The 22,279-nt window shown below is 75.8% G+C and carries 2 protein-coding genes; both read left to right on the forward strand.

Annotation, left to right across the window (positions count from 1 at the left end; all coding sequences use genetic code 11):
• Positions 1-2,010, forward strand: a 2,010-nt coding sequence (locus CRP51_RS18170; protein ID WP_245880658.1) for an acyl carrier protein, incomplete at its 5' end; no start/stop codon positions are given.
• Positions 2,011-2,024: 14 nt separating this feature from the next.
• Positions 2,025-22,259, forward strand: a complete 20,235-nt coding sequence (locus tag CRP51_RS18175; RefSeq protein WP_097232307.1) for an SDR family NAD(P)-dependent oxidoreductase — start codon at positions 2,025-2,027, stop codon at positions 22,257-22,259.
• The last annotated feature ends 20 nt before the right edge of the window (positions 22,260-22,279 follow it).

Genomic DNA, 22,279 nt, shown 5'->3' on the forward strand with positions numbered 1-22,279 from the left:
AATGTGGGGCATTCGTTGGCGGGTTCGGGTGTGGTGAGTCTGATCTCGTTGGTGCAGGGGATGCGGAAGCGGACCATTCCGGCGAGCATTCACTGCGACGAGGTGAACGACTACATCCGTTGGGACGATTCCCCGTTCTATGTGAACCGGGAGACCCGGGAGTGGCCCGAGCCCGAGGACGGTCGGCTGGTAGGCGCCGTCAGCTCGTTCGGAATGAGCGGCACCAACGCGCACATCGTCGTCGAGAGCCATGACACCGAGGCCGACATCTCGGCGCGAACCTCCGAGTGGCCGACGCAGCCCGCCTATCTGCTGGCGCTCTCGGCCAAGACCCCGGAGGCGTTGCGGCGGCGGATCGCCGACCTGGCCGACTACCTGGAGGCACGTCCGGGGATCGACAGGCATCAGCTCACCGCGATCAGCGCCGAACTCCTCGACGGACGGCACCACTTCGGCCATCGCTGCGCCGTGGTGGTCCGCGACGGGCAGGACGCGGCGCAGGCGCTGCGGCGCGCCCAGGAGGGAGAGTCCGGTCCCGGCGTCTTTCTCGCCACGGTGGGGCGGGCGTTCAGCCCCAGGCCGCCCATCCAGCAGTTGATCAGCGAGCTGGCGCAGCAGGCCGCGACCCTCACCGACCCGGCGAAGTACCAGGAGAACCTCCAGGTGCAGGCGGACCTCTACTCGCAGGGCTTCGAGCTGCGGGTCCCGCCCCGGCCGACCGGCCGGCTGCCGCTGGCGCTGCCCAGCTACCCGTTCCTCGCACGGGAGTTCCGTCCCGGCGGGCACGAGCGCCGCGAGGAGGCCACGGCCGAGGCGGCGCCCGCGTCGGCCATGCCGGTGACCGTGCCCGAGACCGGGCAGGCGCCGGGCCGGCCGTCGCGCCGAAAGGCCGCGCATCGCAAGCCCGCTCAGCCCCGGCCCAGGCCGCAGCCGAAGCATCGGGCCACGTCCCCCGCCAGGCCCAAGCCGACGGCCGTCGGGCTGTCGGCCACCGCCGACGCCCCGCCGGCCAGGACCGCCACGGTCGAGCGGGCGGCCGTCGCGCTCGCCGCGCCCGGCGCGGCGCGCGGCGCGGACGGAGCGCTCGGCAAGCCGCACGGCGTCGCGCTGTCACCGCTGGGGAGCGTCGTCACGCAGCGGCTCGACGCCGCCGCGACGGCGCGGGCGAAGCCCGACGGGCTGGTCCTCCCGCCGTTGCGTCCGGTGATCGAAACCGCCGAGCCCCTCACGGACGTCTCCGCGTCCGTGGTCGAGGCGCCGTCGGAGCGCACGAGCCCTTCCACTCCTCCGACCGGCGACGACGAGGAGGCGTACCGGGCCTTCGTCGGCGAGTTGGTGGTGAGTTTGGCTGCTGAGTTGTATGTGGAGCCGGAGGAGGTGGCGTTGGATATGACGTTCACCGATCTGGGGTTGGATTCGATTGTCGGTGTGGAGTGGATTCGTTGGGTCAACCAGCGTTATGGGTTGTCGGTTGAGTCGACGCGGATTTATCAGTATCCGACGGTTCCTGAGTTCGCTCGCTTTCTGTGGGGTGAGGTCGGGGGTGTCGTGGCTTCGGGGCGTTCGGTGGAGCCTGTGGAGTCGGTGGTGGCTGAGGTGGTTGGGGAGTCGGAGGCTCCGGTGGTCGCCGAGGTGGGGGATGAGGGGTATCGGGATTTGTTGGGTGAGTTGGTGGTGAGTCTGGCTGCTGAGTTGTATGTGGAGCCGGAGGAGGTGGCGTTGGATATGACGTTCACCGATCTCGGGCTTGACTCGATCGTCGGCGTGGAGTGGATCCGTTGGGTCAACCAGCGCTACGGGTTGTCGGTCGAGTCGACCCGGATCTACCAGCATCCAACCCTTTCGGAGTTCGGTCGCTTCCTGATGGGCGAGCTCGCGGAATCCGGGAATCCCGCCGGCGCCGCCGGGGGCGGCACGGCGGAGTTGGACGTCGAACAGGTTCTGGAACGGGTCTACTCCGGTGAGTTGAGTCCCGAACAGGCCGAAGAGCTTCTGACCGAAATTCACTGAGGGGGCGGCCGAGAATGGTTGAGAAGGAAATCCTGAGGGCTCTGCGCGAGAAGCGGATCACCCCGGAGCAGGCCCGTGAGGCACTGGCCCGCGCCGCCGCCGCGAAGCGGGAGGACGGTGCCGCGAAGCCGGAGGAGACCGCCGCCGCGCGGGACGACGCCGCGGCGGGCGCACGGGACGACGCCGCCCGGCGGCCCGCGCCCGACCCGGCCGGCCCCCGCGCCGAGCAGCCCCTGCGCGAGCCGATCGCCATCGTCGGCATGGCCGGCCGCTACCCGGGCGCCGAGGGCCGCGAGGAGTACTGGCGCCTGCTGGCCGAGGGGCGGCACGCCATCCGCGAGGTGCCGCCCTCACGCTGGGACGTCGACGCGTTCTACGACCCGGAGGTCGGCAAGCCCGGCAAGACCTACGCCAAGTGGCTGGGGATGCTGGAGGACGTCGACAGCTTCGACTCCCTCTTCTTCGAGATGCCGCCCGCCGAGGCGGCGCTGATCGACCCGCAGCACCGCCTCCTGCTGGAGGAGTCCTACCGGGCCTTCGAGGACGCCGGGTACGGCCGCCACAACCTGGGCGGCTCCCGGTGCGGCGTCTATCTCGGCATCGTCACCGGCGACTACGCCGAGACCAAGGCCCGCAGCGGCTACGACGCCCTCAGCGCCACCTCCAGCGGCGACGCCATGGCCGCCGCCCGGATCGCCTACCACCTGAACCTCAGGGGCCCGGCCGTCTCCCTCGACACGGCCTGCTCCTCCTCCCTGGTCGCCACCCATCTGGCCGTCCAGGCGCTGGCCAGCGGCGAGATCGATCTCGCCCTCGCCGGCGGGGTCAGCCTCTATGTCGCGCCCGGCTCGTTCATCGCGATGAGCGCGGCCGGGATGCTGTCGCCCGACGGCCAGTGCAAGGCGTTCGACGACGGCGCCGACGGCTTCGTCCCCGGCGAGGGCGTCGGCACCGTGGTGCTGAAACGGCTCAGCGACGCCGAGGCCGACGGCGACCACATCCACGGGCTGATCGTCGCCTCCGGCATCAACCAGGACGGCAAGTCGAACGGCATCACCGCGCCGAACATGGCCAGCCAGATCGACCTCGTCCGCGAGGTGTACACCCGCCACGGCATCGACCCCGCCACCATCAACTACGCCGAACTCCACGGCACCGGCACGAAGCTGGGCGACCCGATAGAGCTGGAGGCGCTGGGAACGGCGTTCCGCGGCTTCACCGACGAGCGGGGCTACTGCGCGATCGGCTCCGTCAAGAGCAACCTCGGGCACACCTCGGCCGCCGCGGGCGTGGCCGGTATGCAGAAGATCCTGCTGTGTATGCGGGAGCGCACCCTCGTGCCGACGCTGCATGTGCGCCGGCCGAACGCGCACTTCGACTTCGCCGCCTCCCCGTTCCACATCAACACCGAGACCCGCCCCTGGGAGCCGGTGGCCGGGGGACCGCTGCGGGCCGCGCTCAGCTCGTTCGGGTACAGCGGCACCAACGCGCACGCCGTGATCGAGGAGTACGTCCCCCGCACCCGCCGCGCCGCCGCGAAGGCCCCGCGCCTGTCCGCCGAAGCGCCGGGGCTGTTCGTCCTCTCCGCGCGGAACGAGGACCGGCTGCGGGAGTACGCCCGGAGGCTGCGCGCCGTCGTCGCCGAGATGACCGACCGCGCGGCCCGGCCGGCCGGGGAACGCCCGGTCCTCACCGACCTGCTGTACACCCTCCAGGTCGGCCGCGAGGCGATGGGCGAACGGCTCGCCGTCGTCGCCACGGACGGCGCCGACCTGCTGGCCAAGCTGGACCGCTTCCTCGACGAGGGCGCCGACGGCGTCGACGTGCACCGGGGAACCGCGCGACGCGGGCGCGGGTCCCGCGCGGAGACCGCGCCCGCGCCCGGGGCGGACGGCGACCGGGTGACCGACCTGGCGGCCCACTGGGCGGGCGGCGGCCGGGTCGAGTGGCGCCCGCTCTGGGACGAACTGTGGGGCGGCGGCGAGCCGCGCCGGATGCCGCTGCCGACCTACCCGTTCGAGCAGGCCCGCCACTGGGTCGCCGCGCCCGACGGGCCGCGCACCGCCGAGAGCGTGGCGCACGCCGCCGCTGCCGCCGCGCTGCACCCGCTGCTGCACGCCAACGTGTCGGACTTCGACGCCCAGGCCTTCCAGTCGACCTTCACCGGCGAGGAGTACTTCTTCACCGACCACACCGTGCGCGGCAGCCGGGTGCTCCCCGGCGCCGCCGTGCTGGAGATGGCGCGGGTGGCCGGGCAACTCTCCGGCGGGCACCGGGTCGCGCGGCTGCGCTCCGTGAGCTGGACCGCCCCGGTGGTGGCCGGCGACGCCGGCCGCACGGTGCGCGTGCGGCTGACCCCCGACGAGCCGACCGGCCGGAGCGCCGCGTTCGAGGTCGTGGACGACACCGGAGGCGCCCCGTGCGCCGAGGGCCGCGTCGACTACGCGCCGGACGGCTCCGCCGGGGCCGGGAGCGAGACGCTCGACCTCGCCGCGCTGCGCGGCGCGCTCGGCGCGGACCGCCGCGAGGGCGCCGACCTGTACGCGGCGATGCGGGAGGCGGGCCTGTCGTACGGGCCGGCCTTCCGGACCGTCGAGTGGGTGGAGGCCGGCGTCGGCCAGGCCCTCGCCCACTACCGCCTCGCCGCCGGCGAGAGCCAGGAGGGCGCCGGCGAGCAGGACGGCGTCTACGTCCTCGACCCCCGCGTCCTGGACGGCGCGCTCCAGACCGTCGCGGTGTTCGTGCCGGCGGGGGAGGGGGCGCGGGTCCCGTTCGCCGTCGAGGAGATCGAGATCCACGCGCCGCTGCCGCGCGCCGGGTTCGTCCACACCACGGCGCCCGACGGGGGCTCCGCCGGCCGGTTCGACGTGCGGATCGCGGACGAGGACGGCACGGTCGCCGTGTCCGTGCGGGGCCTGGCCGTCCGGCCCGCCGGCGACTCCGGCGGCGGGCCGGCGGGCGCCGTCGCCGACACGCTGACCTTCCACCCGGTGTGGGAGGCGGCCCCCCTGGACCTCGACACCGAGGCCGAGGCGGACGGCGCCGGGACGCTGCTGCTCGGGGGCGACGACGCGTTCAGCGCCGCGCTGCGCGAGCGGCACCGGGGGCTCGTGCTGGTGCGGGCCGGCGACGGGTTCCGTCGGCGGGACGACGGCGGCTTCGAGGTGGCGCCCGAGCGCGCCGAGGACTTCGCCGCCGTGCTGGCGAGCCTGCGCGTGGACGGCCGCGCGCCCGCCCGGATCGTCAACGCCTGGCCGCTCGGCGAGGAACAACCCGCCGCGCTCGACGACGCGGTCCGGCGCGGCTTCCGCGCCACCCTCGCGCTGAGCCAGGCCCTGATGGGCGCGGGCGGCCACGGCGCGGTGCGGCTGCTGTCCGTGCACCGGGGCGAGGCGCCCGCCCACGCGGCGGTCGAGGCGTTGCACCGCACCGTGCGGCGCGAGAACCCGCATCACGTCTACACCGCCGTCGAGTTGCCCGCCACCGGCGACACCGACGCGGCCGACGAGGCCCGGCGGGTGTGGGCGGAGTTCGCCGCCCCCGGCGCCGACACCTGGGTGCGGCTGCGCCCAGAGGGCCGGCTGGTCCGGGCGTTCCGCGAGGTGCCCCCCGCGTCCGGGGCCGAGTCCGGGACCGGGGTCGCGCCGCGCGAGCGCGGCGTCTACCTGATCACCGGCGGCCTCGGCGGCGTCGGCTACCTCGTGGCCCGCCATCTGGCCGGCCGCTACCGGGCCCGGCTCGTGCTCGCGGGGCGCGGCGCGGCCGACGAGCCCGAGCGGGCGGCCCGGCTGGCCGCGCTGACGGCACTGGGCGCCGAGGTGCGGTATGTCGTCTGCGACATCGCCGAACCCGCCGACGTGGCACGGCTGGTGGCCACCGCCAGGGAGAGCTTCGGCGAGGTCAACGGCGTGGTGGGGGCGGCCGGGGTGGTCCGCGACGCGCTGATCCCCCGCAAGACGCCCGAGGACGTCGAGGCCGTGACGCGGCCCAAGGTCACCGGCACCGTGCTGCTGGACGAGGCGCTGACGGGCGAGGCCGGCGCCGCGCTCGACTTCTTCGTGCTGTTCTCCTCGCTCGCCTCCGTCCTGGGCAACGCCGGCCAGGCGGACTACGCCTTCGCCAACGGCTTCCAGGACCGCTTCGCCGAGACCCGCGAGGAGCTGCGGGCGCGCGGCGAACGCACCGGCGTGAGCGTCTCCGTCAACTGGCCGTTCTGGCGCGACGGCGGCATGGCCATCGACGAGGAGTCCCTGACCTGGATGGCCCGGACCGTCGGCATCCGGCCGATGGACACCGCCAGCGGGCTGCGGGCGTTCGAGGCCGCCCTGCGCGCCGGGCACCCCCAACTGCTCGTCGCCCACGGCGAGCCGGCCCGCGTCCGGCAGGCGCTGACCGCCTCGGCCGCCGGGGAGGGACGGGCCGCCGAGGCCGGGCCCCGCCCCGGGCCGCAGACGGAGGACGACACCGAGCTGCGCGAGCGCGCCGAGACCTTTGTCCGGGAGGTCGTCGCCGACCGCACCGGCATCGCGCTCGCACAGGTCACGGCCGGCGAGACGTTCGACGCCTTCGGGATCGACTCCATCCTCGTCATGGCGATGACGCGGCGGCTGGAGGAGTCGCTGGGCGAGCTGCCCAAGACGCTGTTCTTCGAGTACGAGAGCGTCGAGGAGCTGGTCGGCTACCTGCTGGCGCACAAGAGGGCCGAGCTGCTGCGGCTGTTCGGCGCCGAGCCGGACGCGCGGCCGGAGACCGTTCCCGGCCCGACCCCGGGGGACGCCCCCGCCGCCGGCCGGGCGCGCTTCCGCACCGCGCCCGCCGGCGCGGCCGCGCCGGCGGCGCCCGCGCCCGAGGCGGACGACGACCTCGCGATCATCGGCGTCAGCGCCCGCTTCCCGATGGCCGACGGCCTGGACGCGTTCTGGGTCAACCTCCGCGACGGCCGGGACTGCGTCACCGAGGTCCCCGGCGACCGCTGGGACTGGCGCGACCACTACGACCCGGACCGCACCCGGGTCGGCACCACCTACAGCAAGTGGGGCGGATTCCTCGACGGCGTCGACGAGTTCGACACGATGTTCTTCCAGATACCGCCCGTGGACGCCGAGCTGATGGACCCCCAGGCGCGGCTCTTCCTCCAGACGGCCTGGCACACCCTGGAGGACGCCGGCCACACCCGCGCGGACCTCGCCGACAGCAGGGTCGGCGTCTTCGTCGGCGTGATGTACGGCCAGTACGACCAGTACGAGGGCGAGATCAAGGGGCAGCGGGTGCCGCTGTCCACCTCCTACGCGGCCATCGCCAACCACACCTCGTACTTCCTGGACCTCGACGGCCCCAGCATGGCCGTCGACACCATGTGCTCCTCGTCGCTCTCCGCGCTCCACCTCGCCGCGCAGAGCATCCGCGCCGGCGAGTCCGACCTGGCCCTGGTCGGCGGCGTCAACCTCACCCTCCACCCGCACAAGTACCTTCAGCTGAGCCTCGGCAGGTTCACCTCCAGCGACGGCCGCTGCCGCGCGTTCGGCGAGGGCGGCGACGGCTATGTGCCGGGCGAGGGCGTGGCGGCCGTGCTGGTGAAGCCGCTGCGCAGAGCCGTGGCCGACCGCGACCACGTCTACGCCGTCGTGCGGGGCAGCGCGCTGAACGCCGGCGGCAGGACCAACGGGTTCACCGTCCCCAACCCGGGCGCGCAGGGCGACGTCATCGCCGCCGCCCTCGACGCGGCCGGCGTGGCGCCCGGCAGCGTCAGCTATGTCGAGACCCACGGCACCGGCACCTCACTCGGCGACCCCATCGAGGTGGCCGGGCTGACCCGCGGCTACGGCTCCGGGGCCGGCACCGAGATCGCCCTCGGCTCGGTCAAGTCGAACATCGGCCACCTGGAGGCGGCGGCCGGCATGGCGTCGCTGGTGAAGGTGCTGCTCCAGATGCGGCAGGGCGTGCTCGTCCCCTCGCTCCACTCCGACCCGCCCAACCCGTTCATCCGCTTCGAGGACACCCCCTTCCGCGTGCAGCGGGAGCTGCGCCCCTGGGAGCGGGGCGAAGGGCCCCGCCGCGCGGGCATCAGCTCGTTCGGGGCGGGCGGCTCCAACGCGCACGTGATCCTGGAGGAGTACCGGGCGCCGCTCGACGGGGCGGCGCCGCCCGCGCGGCCCGAGCTGTTCGTGCTGTCGGCCGCCGACGAGGAGCGGCTGCGCGAGCGGGCGCGGGCGCTCCGCGACCACCTGGCCGCCCGGCTGCCGGGCGCGCCCGGCGCCGCCGGCGGCGTGCGGGCGGCCGTGGTGACGCCGCCGCACCTGACGGCCGCCTCCGTGGCCTTCACGCTCGGGGCCGGACGCGAGCCGATGGCGGAGCGGCTGGCGCTGGTCGCCGACGGACTGGCCGACCTGGTCGGCCAGTTGTCGGCGTACCTCGACGGTGCCCGGCCCGGCCGCGTGCTGCGCGGCCGGGCGGCGTCCCGGTCCGGCGCGCCGGCGGCGCCGCCGACCGCGGGAGCCGACCGCGCCGAGCGCCTCGCCGCGCTCGCCGCCCACTGGACCGGCGGCGGCACGGTCGACTGGCGGGAACTCCACGCCGAGCACCCCCCGCACCGGGTGCCGCTGCCCGGCTACCCGTTCGCCAGGGAGCGTTACTGGGTGCCCGAGCAGCGCCCGAGGCGTCGGGAGGCGCCCACCCTGCACCCGCTGCTGCACCGCAACACCTCGGACGTCGACGAGCTGCGCTTCACCACCGAACTCTCCGGCGACGACTGGTTCCTGGCGTCCCACCGGGTCGACGGGCGGCGCGTCCTGCCCGGCGTGGCCTGCCTGGAGATGGTGGCCCAGGCCGTGCGGCGGGTCACCGGAACGGAACGCGGCGAGGGCGGCGTCCGCTTCACCCATGTGGCGTGGGCGGCGCCGGTCGTCGCGGACGCCGAGGACCCGGCCGCCCCGGTGACCCTCCATCTGTCGCTGCTGCCGGAGGAGTCGGGCGAGCTGTCGTTCGAGCTGTACCGCGAGGACCGGGCCGGCGGCGGGCGCACCGCGCACTGCCGGGGACGCGCCGAGCCGCTGCCCGCCGAGCGCCACGACGCCGCCGGAGTCCTCGACCTGGCCGCGCTCCGCGCCGCCGCCGAGGGCCGGGTGCCGGCCGGCGAGCTGTACCCGCGTCTGACGGGCGTCGGCATGGACTACGGTCCGCCGCTGCGGGCCGTCACCGAGGTGCTGCGCACCCCGGAGGGCGTGCTCGCGGAGTTGGAACTGCCCGCCGAGCACCACGCGGAGCGGGACGCCTACCTGCTGCACCCCGCGCTGCTCGACGCCGCGCTCCAGGCGGCGATCGTCCTGACGGCGCCCGCCGGCCCGCCGGCGCCGGGCGCCGCGCCCGCCGGCCCCCCGAGGCCCGAAGTGCCCTTCGCGCTCGGCCGGGTGGAGGCCCACGGGGGGCTCGCGCCCCGCATGGCCGCCTGGATCCGCCCCGCCGCCGGGGCCCGCCCGGACGACCGGGTGCGGAAGCTGGACATCGACCTGCTCGACGAGTCCGGCCGGGTGTGCGTCGCGCTGCGCGACGTGTCGTTCCGGGCCGTGGGCGAGCCGGGCGAGGCGGGGCCGGAGGCCGCCGGCTCGGTGGCCGACGACCGGCCGCTGCTCTTCGCGCCCGTCTGGCGGGAGCGCGCGGCCGGAGGCGCCGCCGCGCCCGTGGGCCGTCGCTTCGTGGCGCTGGCCGGCGCGGACGAGGCGCTGGCCGCCGAGGTCGCGGCCGCCCTGCCGGGGGCGCGCTGTGTCGCGCTGCCCACGGGCGAGGCCGACGCCGGCTACCGGGCCGCGGCCGGCGCGCTGCTGGAGCTGCTGAAGGAGGCCATGGCCGGCTCGTCCGACGACGAACGGGCCACCCTCGTCCAGCTGGTGGTGCCCGACACCGAGGCGACCCGGCTCCACTCCGGGCTTTCCGGGATGCTGCTGACGGCCATGGCGGAGAACCCGTCGCTGGCCGCGCAGACCGTCGAACCGGCCGACGCCGCCACGGCCGGGGCCGTGCTGGCCGCCCTCGCCGAGGGAGCGGCCACGCCGGACGTCCCCCGGCTGCGGCTGGCCGGCGGGCGGCGCCTGGCGCGCGAACTCGCCGAACTCCCCGTCCCCGCCGAGCCGGTCGGCGGCTGGCACGACGGGCGGGTGTATCTGATCACCGGCGGCGCCGGCGGCCTCGGCCAGTTGGTGGCCCTGGACATCGCGCGGCGCACCCGTGACGCGGTGCTGGTGCTCGTGGGCCGCTCACCGCTGGGCCCCGAGGGGGCCGGTCTCCTCGGACGGCTCGCCGCCGAGGGGGCGACCTGCCGGCACCTGCTGTGCGACGTGACGGACGCCGCCGCCGTCGACGCGCTGGTGCGCACCGTGCTGGCCGAGTTCGGCCGGCTGGACGCCGTCCTGCACTGCTCCGGCGTGCTGCGCGACGGCCTGGTCGCCGGCAAGTCGGCGGGCGACCTCCAGGACGTCCTGGCCCCGAAGACCACCGGGCTGGTCAACCTCGACCGCGCCACGAGCGAGCTGTCCCTCGACACGTTCGTCCTCTTCTCCTCCATGGCCGGCGAACGGGGCAACACCGGTCAGGCGGACTACGCCGCGGCCAACGGCTTCCTGGACGCCTTCGCCGCGCACCGCGCCGGCCTCGTCGCCGCCGGCCGGCGGCACGGCCGCACCCTCTCGGTCAACTGGCCGCTGTGGCGCGAGGGCGGCATGGGCGTCTCCCCCGAGGTGGCGACCCGCATCCGCGAGGCCACCGGCCTCGCCCCGCTGTCGACGGAGAGAGGTCTGCTGCTGCTCCACGCGGCGCTGGCCTCGGGCGAGCCGCGGCTGCTGGCCGTCGAGGGCGATCCGGCGGCGATCCGCCGCCACCTCGGGTGCGCCCCCGCCACCGGGGCGGAAGCGGACGCCGTCGAGGCGCCCGCGCGGCCGGCCGCCGACCGCGCGCCGGCGCCCGCGCCGGCCGCGCCCGCGCCCGCCTCCGCCACGACCGCGCCCCGCGCCGTCCCGGCGGACGAGGAGGTGACCGAGCGGCTCACCCGCCGGCTGAAGCACCTGCTGTCCGCCCAGCTCAAGCTCGCCCCGGAACGCATCGACGCCCGTGTCCCGCTGGAGGACTACGGGATGAGCTCCGTGCTGGTCATGGAGCTGACGGCCGAGTTGGAGAAGAGCTTCGGCGCGCTGTCGAAGACGCTGCTGTACGAGTACGCCTCCCTGGAGGAGCTGGCCGGCCACCTCGCGGCCCGTCACCACGACGCCGTCCTCGCGCTGCTGGGCCTTGCCGCCCCCGACCCCGCGCCCGCGGCGGACAGCCCGGCCGAGGCGCCCGCGGCGTACAGCCCGGCCGAAGCACCCGCCGGGGAGCGCCCGGCACCGGCGCCCGTCGGGCGCGGCGGCTGGCTCGCCCGGGCCAAGGCCGGCCCCCCGGCCGTCACCCGCCCGGCGCCTCCCGCGCGCGCCGGGGACGAGGCGGGCGGCGCCGGCCTCGACATCGCGATCGTCGGCCTCGCCGGCCGCTACCCGGACGCGGAGAACGTCGAAGCGCTGTGGCGCAACCTGGTCGCCGGCCGCGACAGCGTGACCGAGCTGCCGGCCGACCGCTGGGACCACTCCGCCTACCGCTCCGGCGACGGCCCCGCCCCGCGCGGCGGGTTCCTGGCCGACGCCGACCGCTTCGACCCGCTGTTCTTCTCGATCTCGCCCGCCGAGGCCGAGATCATGGACCCGCAGGAACGGATCTTCCTGGAGACCGTCCACCACGCGGTGGAGGACGCCGGTTACACCCCGGCGACCCTCGCCCGGGACGAGGTCTTCGGCCTGCGGAACAACGTCGGCGTCTTCGTCGGCGTGATGTACGAGGAGTACCAGCTCTACGGCGCGCAGGCGCAGACCCGCGGCCAGCTGTTCACCCTGAACGGCAGCCCGGCCTCCATCGCCAACCGCGCCTCCTACGTGTGCGGCTTCCACGGCCCCAGCGTGGCCGTGGACACCATGTGCTCCTCCTCGCTGGCCGCCATCCACCTCGCCTGCCGCAGCATCGCCGACGGCGAGTGCGACGCCGCCGTCGCCGGCGGCGTCAACCTCTCGCCGCACCCCAACAAGTTCCTGATGCTGGAGGGCAACGGGATGCTGTCGGCCGCCGGCCGCTGCGCCGCGTTCGGCGACGGCGGCGACGGCTATGTGCCGGGCGAGGGCGTCGGCGCCGTCGTGCTCAAGCCCCGCGCCCGCGCCGAGGCGGACGGCGACCACATCTACGGCGTCATCCGCGCCTCCGCCCTCAACCACGGCGGCAGGACCAACGGCTACACCGTCCCCAACCCGCAGGCGCAGGCCGGCGTCATCCGCCGCGCCCTCGCGCAGTCCGGGGTGCCGGGACGGGCCGTCAGCTACATCGAGGCCCACGGCACCGGCACCTCGCTCGGCGACCCGATCGAGATCACCGGCCTCAGCAAGGCGCTCGGCGAGCACACCGGGGACACCGGCTTCTGCTACATCGGCTCCGTCAAGTCGAACATCGGGCACTGCGAGAGCGCCGCCGGCATCGCCGGGCTCACCAAGGTGCTGCTCCAGATGCGGCACGGCCAGCTCGCGCCCTCGCTGCACGCCGACGTGCTCAACCCGCACATCGACTTCTCCGGCACGCCGCTGGTCGTCGCCCGCGACCTCGTCCCCTGGACGCGCCCCCGGCTGGAGGTCGACGGCGTGACCGTCGAGGCGCCGCGCACCGCCGGCGTCTCCGCGTTCGGAGCCGGCGGCGCCAACGCCCATCTCATCGTGGAGGAGTACACCCCCGCCGCCGACCGCACGCCGCCGGCCGCCCTCGCGGACCGCCCGCTGCTGGTGCCGCTGTCCGCGCGCACCGAGGAGCAGTTGACCCAGCGGGTCGAGGCGCTGCTTGCCTGGTTCGGCGCACGCCCGCGCACCGAGGCCGAGTCGCGGGACGCGGCGTTCACCCTCCAGGTGGGCCGCGTGGAGCTGGAGCACCGGCTGGCGTTCCTCGCCACCTCGGTCGCCGACCTCACCGCGCAGTTGTCCGGGTACCTCTCCGGGGACCCGTCCGTCTCCTACCACCGGGGGCGGGCCGACCGCACCAACAACGTCCTGGACGTCTTCTCGTCCGACGGCGAGCTGCGGCGGGCCGTGCTCTCGTGGATCGAGCAGCGCAAGTACGAGCGGCTGCTGGAGCTGTGGGTGCGCGGGCTGTCGCTGGACTGGGGAACGCTGTACGAGGGCGGGCCGCGGCCCGGCCGGGTCGGCCTGCCGGGCTACCCGTTCGCCAGGAACCGCTACTGGGTGCCGGGGGACGACGCCCCGACCACCGGCGCCCGGGAGGCCGCCGGCACCGCCGCGGCGCTCCACCCGCTGCTGCACCGGAACACCTCCGACTTCGCGGCGCAGCGCTACACCACCCGGTTCACCGGCCGGGAGCCGTTCGTCGCCGACCACCGGGTCGACGGCGTGACCGTGCTGCCCGCCGTCGTCTACCTGGAGATGGTCCAGCAGGCCGTCGCCGACGCCACGGGCGTCCCGGGCACGCCGGTGCGCTTCGACGACGTGGTGTGGATCGCGCCGCTCGCGCTGACCGGGGAGCCGGTCGAACTGCACCTCAGCCTCGTGCCCTTCGAGGACGGCGACATCGCCTTCCGCCTCCACCGGGACGCGGACGACGGCGACGCGCTCGTCCACTGCGAGGGCCGAGTCCGCCCGCTCACGGACGACGACGCCGCGTCCCGGCCCGCGGCGGTGGACCTCCCCGCGCTGCGGGCCGCCGCCGGCGAGCCGGTGGCGGCGTCCGCGCGCGAGCTGTACGCGCGGTTCGCCGCGCTGGGCCTGGAGTACGGGCCCACGCTGCGCGCCCTCGACACGGTGCGCCGCTCGGCCGCCGGCGAGGTGCTGGCCCGGCTGACGCTCGGCGAGCCCGCGCCGGCGTCGGCGGGGAGCTACGCCCTCCACCCGGCGCTGCTGGACGCCGCGCTCCAGGCCGCGATCGGCCTGCCGGGCGCCGACGCGGCGCCGGACGGCGGCCCCGGGCTGCCGTTCGCCGTGCGGCGCGTGACCTACCGCCGGGCGCTGGAGCCCGTGATGTGGGCGCTGCTGCGCCCCGCGGCGGACGGTCGGGTGGACATCGACCTGTGCACGGAGACGGGGGAGACCGCCGTCAGCCTGCACGAGGTCGCCTACCGGGCGGCCCCCGCGCCGGACGCGGCCCCGGCCCGGGAGCCGGAGGCCGACGGCGAACGGCTGCTGTTCGCCCCGGAGTGGGCGGACCGGCCCGCCCCCGCCCCGGTCGCGCCCTCGGACGACTACCGGATCGTGCTGCTCTGCGAGCAGCCGCCCGAGGTCTCCGACCACCTGCGCCAGCATCTGGAGCGGGGCACCTGCGTCGACCTGCGGGTCGAGGGCACCCTGGCCGAACGGTTCACCGCCTACGCCGCCGAGGTGCTGGACACCTGCCGGCGCCGGGGCGCCGGCGACGAGCCGGGCGGCACCCTGCTCCAGGTCGTGGTCCCGGCCGGCGCCGACGACGGTGCCCTGCTGGGCCTCGCGGCCCTGCTGAAGAGCGCGGGCCAGGAGAACCCGCGGCTGCGCGGCCAGGTCATCGGCCTGGCCGACCCCGCCGACCCCGCCGCGGTGCTGGCGCGGCTGCTCGCCGACGGCGAGGGCGCCGACGCCGCCGTCCGCTACGCGGCGGACGGCCGGCGCCTGGCCCAGTCCGCCGCGCCGCTGCCCGCCGCCGACGGCGCCGGGACGCCCGCGCCCTGGCGCGACTCCGGCGTGTACCTGATCACCGGCGGGATGGGCGGCCTCGGACAGGTCTTCGCCCGCGACATCACCGAGCACGCCAGGGACGCCGTCGTGGTGCTCACCGGCCGCTCGCCGCTGTCGGCCCGCGCGGCCGGCGGCCTCGACGCCCTGCGCCGCAACGGCGCGACCGTCGTCCACCGCCAGGCCGACGTGACCGACGGCGAGGCGGTGACCGCGCTGCTGGCCGGGGTGCGGGCCGAGTTCGGCCGGCTGACCGGCGTGGTGCACTGCGCCGGAAGGACCGAGGACCGGCTGATCGCCGCCAAGTCCCGCCGGGAGCTGGTCGACGTGCTGGCGCCGAAGGTCGCCGGCGTGCTCCACCTGGACCTGGCGAGCGCGGAGGACGACCTCGACCTGTTCCTGCTGTGCTCCTCGCTCTCCGGACTCACCGGCAACGTCGGCCAGTCCGACTACGCGGCGGCCAACGCCTTCCTGGACGCCTTCGCCCACCACCGCGCGGAGCTCGTGCGGGCGGGCCGCCGGCACGGCCGCACCGTCTCCGTCAACTGGCCGCTGTGGCGGGCCGGCGGGATGCGGATCGACGCCGAGCTGGAACGGGCCATGCGCCGCCGCACCGGCATGACGGTGCTGTCGACCGCGACCGGCCTGGCGCTCTGCCACGCCGCCGTGGCCAGCGGACGACCGCAGGTCGTCGCCGTCGAGGGACGGCCGGAGCCGGTCGCCGCCATGCTGGCCCGCGCCACCGGCGACCCGGCGCCCCCGGCGCCGGAGCCCGCCCCTGCCGCCGCCGGCGCCGAGAACGCGGCCCACACCGTCAGCGCCGGGAACGCGGCCAGCGCCGGAGGCCCCGGCGACCGGGAGCGCGCGCTCACCCTCCTGCGGGACGTCTTCGCGTCCGTGCTGAAGCTGCCGGCCCACGAGCTGGGCCCCGACACGGAGTTCGGCGACTACGGCGTCGACTCCATCCTCATCGTGAAGCTCACGGACCGGCTGGAGGAGACCTTCGGCGCGCTGCCGCGCACCCTGCTCTTCGACCACCAGACCCTGACGGCGCTCGCCGACCACCTCGCCACCCGGTACGCCGACCGGCTGCCCCCGGCCGCCGGCGCGCCCGCCGCGTCGGCGCCCGCCCGCACCCCGGCCGCCGGCGCGCCCGCCGCGTCGGCGCCCGCCCGCACCCCGGCGGCCGCCCGGCCGGCCGCCGCGCCCCGGCGCGTGTCCCGGTTCACCACCGCGCCGAGGCCGACCCCCGGCGGCGCCGCCGACGGGGACGGCGACCGGGGCGACATCGCGATCATCGGCACCTCCGGCTCCTACGCCCAGGCCGCCGACCTGGACGCGTTCTGGCGCAACCTCCGCGAGGGCCGGGACTGCGTCACCGAGATCCCCCGCGACCGCTGGGACGTCGACCGCCTCTACCACCCGGAGAAGGGCCGCCCCGGCGCCACCTACTCCCGGTGGGGCGGCTTCCTGGACGACGTGGCCGCCTTCGACGCCCTGTTCTTCCAGGTCTCGCCGCTGGAGGCCGAGACGATGGACCCGCAGGAGCGGCTGTTCCTCCAGAGTGCCTACGCGGCGATCGAGGACGCCGGCTACACGCGGCGCCTGCTGGGGTACGCCCCCGGCGCCGAGGTCCGGCGCAACGTCGGGGTCTTCGTCGGCGTGATGAACGAGGAGTACCAGTACTACGCGATCGAGGAGCAGGCCAAGGGCCACCCGGTCGTGGTCTCCGGCAACCCGTCCTCCGTCGCCAACCGGGTGTCGTACTTCTGCGACTTCCACGGTCCGAGCCTCGCCGTCGACACCATGTGCTCGTCGTCGCTGGTCGCCCTCCACCTGGCCGTCCGGGCCATCCGCGACGGCGACTGCGAACTGGCGCTGGCCGGCGGGGTCAACGTGCTGGTCCACCCGAACAAGTACCTGACCATCAGCAGGGCCGGGATGGCCGCGACCGACGGCCGCTGCCGCACCTTCGGCGCCGGCGGCGACGGCTATGTGCCCGGCGAGGGCGTCGGCGCCTTCCTGCTCAAGCCGCTCCACAGGGCCGTCGCCGACGGCGACCACGTGCACGGCGTGATCAAGGCGACCGCCGTCAACCACGGCGGCAAGACCAACGGCTACACCGTGCCCAACCCGGCCGCGCAGCGCGAGGTCGTCGCCACCGCCCTGCGGCGCGCCGGCGTCGCCCCCTCCGACGTCGGCTATGTCGAGGCCCACGGCACCGGCACCGCGCTCGGCGACCCGATCGAACTCTCCGCGCTGACCGAGGTCTTCGGCGAGGCCGTCGGGCCGCGCTCCCGCCCGATCGGCTCGGTGAAGTCCAACATCGGCCACTGCGAGAGCGCCTCCGGCGCCGCCGGCGTCCACAAGGTCCTGCTCCAGTTGCGCAACGGCGAGATCGCGCCGTCGCTGCACGCGGTCGAGCCCAACCCGCACATCGACTTCGCCACCAGCCCCTTCTACGTGCCCCAGGCCGCGGAGCCGTGGGAGCGGCCGAACGGCGGGGCCGGGGCGCGCACGGCGACCGTCTCCTCGTTCGGCGCGGGCGGCACCAACGCCCATGTCGTCATCCAGGAGTACAGGCCGGAGCCGGTGCCCGCCGCCGAGGCGGGCGCCGCCGACGGCGGCCCGGTGGTGGTCCCGCTCTCCGCGCACACCGCCGAGCGCCTGCGCGTCGCCGCCAGGCGGCTGGCGGACCGGCTCGGTGCGGAGGACGTGCCGCCGCTGGCGGACCTCGCCTACACGCTCCAGGTGGGCCGGGAGGCGCTGCCGGTGCGGCTGGCGCTGCTGCCCGCCTCCGTCGGTGAACTCCGGGCGCAGCTCGGCGCGTTCGCCGACGGCGCCCCGGTGCCTGGCCGTGCCGAGCTGGGCCGGCCCGAGGGCGCCGAGGAGGGGGACGCGCTGGTGCGCGCCATCGAGGCGGACGACGAGCTGCGCGCGGCCGTCGACCGGTGGCTGGAGCGCGGCAGGCAGGAACAGCTCGCCGAGTTCTGGGTCAAGGGCCTGTCGGTGGACTGGACCCGGCTGCGGCGCGCCGGCCGGCCCCGCCGGGTCAGCCTGCCGACGTACCCGTTCGACCCGGTGCGCCACTGGATACCCGTGACGCCGCCGCTGACCGCCGGCCAGCCGCCGGCCTTGGCCGCGACCGGGGCGCCGGCCCCGACCCCGGCTCCGATCCCGGCGCCGGCTCCCGTCGCGGCTCCGGCTCCGGCCGCGGCCGCCGCCCCGGCGGGTGAGGGCGAGGACGACGCGCTGCGGCGGTCGTTGACCGACTACCTCACCCGGACGTTCTCCGAGGCGTTGAAGATCCCGGCGGAACGGCTGTCGCCGACGCGGGGCTTCGACGAGTACGGGCTCGACTCCATCTATCTGGCGGCGATCAGCGAGCGCCTGGCGGTCCACTTCGGTGAGCTGCCGACCGCCCTGCTGTTCACCTACAAGAACCTGCGGGACCTCGCCGGCTATCTGCTGCGCGAGCACCGCCCCGAGGCCGTGGCCGCCGTCGGCGGCACGGCGACCGCCGGGCCGACCGAGCCCGCCGTGGCGGCGCCTTCCGCCCCGGCGCCGGTCGCCGCCGCTCCGGCCGCTCCCGTCGCCCCCGTCGCCCCCGTCATCCCGGCCGGGCCGCGGCCGGCGACCCGGGACATCGCGATCATCGGCGTCTCCGGGCGCTACCCGAAGGCCCCCGACCTGGCGGCGTTCGCCCGCAACCTCGCCGAGGGCGCGGACTGCGTGAGCGAGATCCCCGCCGACCGCTGGGACCACCGGGACTATCCGGAGATCGACTGCCGTTGGGGCGGCTTCCTCGACGACGTCGCCTCCTTCGACCCGCAGTTCTTCCACATCGCGCCCGGCGCGGCGGCCTTCATGGACCCGCAGGAACGGGCGTTCCTCGAGGCGGCCTGGAGCTGCCTGGAGGACTCGGGCCACACCCCGCACAGCATCGGCGACCCCGACGCCGGGGACGGCCGCGGCAGCGTGGCGGTCTTCGCCGGAGTCACGTTCAACCAGTACGGCCTCTTCGGCGCCGAGAGCATGGCGCGCGGTCAGACGATGCCGCTCAACGCGCAGATCTTCTCGATCGCGAACCGGGTGTCCTACCTGCTGAACCTCCGTGGCCCCAGCCAGTCCGTCGACACCGCCTGCTCCTCGTCCCTCTACGCCATCCATCTCGGCTGCGAGGCGCTGCTCAACGGCGAGGCGGAGATGGCGATCGCCGGCGGCGTCAACCTCACGCTGCACCCCAGCAAGTACGTCACCCTCCACTGGAACCAGCTGCTGGCCGCCGACGGCCGCTGCCGCACCTTCGGCGAGGGCGGCACCGGGTACGTGCCCGGCGAGGGGGTCGGCGCCGTGCTGCTCAAGCCGCTGGACGCGGCCGAGCGCGACGGCGACCAGATCCACGGCGTCATCAAGGGCACCGCCGTCAACCACGGCGGCCGCACCCACGGCTACTTCGTGCCCAACCCCGTCGCCCAGGCCGAGGTCGTCAAGGCGGCCCTCGACCGGTCGGGCGTCGACCCCCGCACCATCTCCTACGTCGAGGCCCACGGCACGGGCACGGCGCTGGGCGACCCGATCGAGGTGCAGGCGCTGACGGAGGTGTACGCCGCCTCCACCCAGGACACCCAGTACTGCTCGATCGGCTCCGTGAAGTCCAACATCGGCCACCTGGAAGCCGCGGCGGGCATCGCCCAGGTCACCAAGGTGCTGATGCAGTTCCAGCACCGGACGCTGTTCCCCTCGCGGCTGAACGCCGAGCGGATCAACCCCGGGCTGGACTTCGCGCGGACGCCGTTCCGGGTCCAGCTGGAGGCCGAGCCGTGGGAGCGCCCCGCGCTCCCCGACGGCTCCGGCGGTGTCGCACGGCGCCGCGCGGGCGTCAGCTCCTTCGGCGTCGGCGGCGTCAACGTCCATCTGGTGCTGGAGGAGTACCCGGCCGAGGCCGCCGCGCGGCGCGCGCGGGACGCGGCGGACGCCCCCGGCCCGGTGCTGGTGCCGCTGTCGGCCCGCACCGAGGACGCGCTGCGTCGCTACGCCGACCGGCTGGCGGAGTTCCTGGCGACCGGGCCGGCCGGCGGCCGACCGCTGCCGCGCCTGCGCGACATCGCCTACACGCTGCAACTCGGCCGGGTCGCCCAGACCCACCGGGTGGCGTTCCTCGCCTCCTCCCACGAGGAGCTGCGCGCGCTGGCGGCCGGCTACGCCCGCGAGGGCGCGGCGTCGGACGGCCGCCCCGGCCTGGTCGTCGGCCGGGCCGCCTCGGCGGCGACCGGCGAGCCGGCGCTGCCGGCCGACGGGACCTCGGCGCTCGGCGAGCTCGCGGAGCACTGGGTCGCGGGCCGGGAGATCGCGTTCGCGGGGCTGTACGGCGACACGCGCCCGGGACGGGTGTCCCTGCCGACCTACCCGTACGCCCGCGAGCGGTACTGGCTCTACGACCGCCCCGACCCCGCCCGCGACCGCGTGCCCGCCCCGACCACCGGCGAGGAACCGGCCGCCGTCGCCGCCGACCCGGCGCCGGCCGGTGACGGGTTCCTCGACGCGCTCGCCGAGGCGCCGGCCCCCGAACGGCTGGGGATGATGACGCGCCGACTCCAGCGCGAGATCACCGAACTGCTCGGCTTCGCCGAGGGCCGGCTGGCCGACGTGGACACCGGCTTCTTCGAGCTCGGCCTGGAGTCGGTGGCGATCCGCACCATGCAGGTCAGGCTGGAGGCGCTCACCGGCCGGGAGATCGACTACCAGCTGTTCTTCGACTACGCGAACATCAGGGAACTGGCCGTGCCGCTGCTGGAGATGGCCGGCCGGGCCGGGGAGGCCCCGGCGGCCGCCGAACCCGCCGCCGCGGACGCCGCGCCGGCCGAAGCCGCGCCGGACGCCGAGGCCGGGCCCGTCGGGCACCTCTTCTTCGACCGCCACTGGGCGGCGGAGGGCCCCGCACCGGACCAGGGGGCGGGGAACCCGGCCGTCCCGCGCACGGTCCTCGTCTTCGACGCCACCGGAGAACTGGCCGAGGCCATGGCCGCCGGCCCGGAGAACCCGGGCACCGAGGACGTCGTCCTGGTGACCGCCGGCGACGGCTTCGAGCGGAGCGGCCCGGGGGAGTACGCCGTCGACCCGGCCGAGCCCGACGACTACCTGCGGCTGCTCGCCGAGCTGGCCGAGGCCGGCCGGGTGCCGGAACTCGTCGTCCACGGCTGGTCGTTCGCCGACCCGGAGACCGACGACGCCTACGGTGAGCGCGTCCGCACCGGCTTCCACTCCGTGTTCTCCCTGAGCAAGGCGCTCCAGGCGCACGCGCCCAGGGAGTCCGTCACGCTGCTGTACGCCTACCCGGAGCGCGGGGGTGCCGCGGCGCCCGAGTACGACGGGCTCGGCGGCTTCTTCAAGAGCGTCGCCGCCGAGAACCCGCGACTGGCGTACCGCGCCGTGCGGGTCGCGGGCCCCGAGCCGACGCCCGCCGAACTGGCCGGCCTGCTCTGGCGGGAGGCGCGGCACGCGGAGCACTCGGCCGAGGTCCGGCTGGAGGCGTCGGCGCCCCGCAGGACGCTGACGCTGCGCGAGTCCGAGCCCGCCGGCTGGCGGGCGGCGGAGACCCCGCTGCGCGACGGCGGCGTCTACCTGATCACCGGCGGCGCCGGCGGTCTCGGCCGGGTCATCGCCCGGCACCTGAGGGAGCGGTACGACGCGCGGCTGGTCCTGACCGGCCGGCGCGCGGCGGCCGAACTCCCCGACGAGGTGCGCGCGGAGCTGCGGCTGCTCGGCGAGCACGCCCGCTACGTCCAGGGCGACGTCGCCCGCCGCGAGGACGTCGCGCGGATGGTCGACGAGGCACGCGCGCACTTCGGCGAGCTGAACGGCGTGCTCCACGCCGCCGGCACCTTCCGCGACGCGTTCCTGCGCACCAAGACGCTGGAGGACGCGACGGCCGTGTGCGCCCCGAAGATCGACGGCGCCAGGAACCTCGACGAGGCCACCAGGGACCAGAAGCTCGACTTCTTCCTGATGTTCTCCTCGATCGCCGCGGCGTTCGGCAACGCGGGCCAGACGGACTACGCGTTCGCCAACGGCGTGCTGGACCACTTCGCGGCCCGCCGCGCCGCCCTCGCGGCCTCCGGCGAACGGTCCGGCACCTCGCTCACCGTCAACTGGCCGTTCTGGAACGACGGCGGGATGGCCATCGACGACAAGACACGCAGGTGGGTGGCGGACCACCTCGGGATGGTCCCGCTGGACCAGGACGAGGGCATGGGGCTGCTGACGGAGGTCCTGCGCTACCCCGGCACCAACGTCGTCGTGGTCAAGGGCATGGTCGACCGGGTCCGCGCCGTCCTGGGCGTGCCCGCGAACGACCCCGGGGCCGGCACGGGCGACGCCTCCCCGGACGAGGCGCTCCCGGCGGACGAGGACCGACTCGCCGCGCTGCTCCGGCGGGAGCTGGACGAGCTCCGGCAGCTCGCCGCCGACGAGTACGGCGACTGATGCGCGCGACGGCCGAGACA

This window comes from Streptomyces zhaozhouensis (assembly GCF_900230195.1).
GTDB lineage: Bacteria > Actinomycetota > Actinomycetes > Streptomycetales > Streptomycetaceae > Streptomyces > Streptomyces zhaozhouensis.

What these genes read in the sequence shown, in the direction of transcription:
- CRP51_RS18175 (WP_097232307.1), top strand. Translation starts at nt 2,025, where the DNA reads ATGGTTGAGAAGGAAATCCTGAGGGCTCTGCGCGAGAAGCGGATCACC.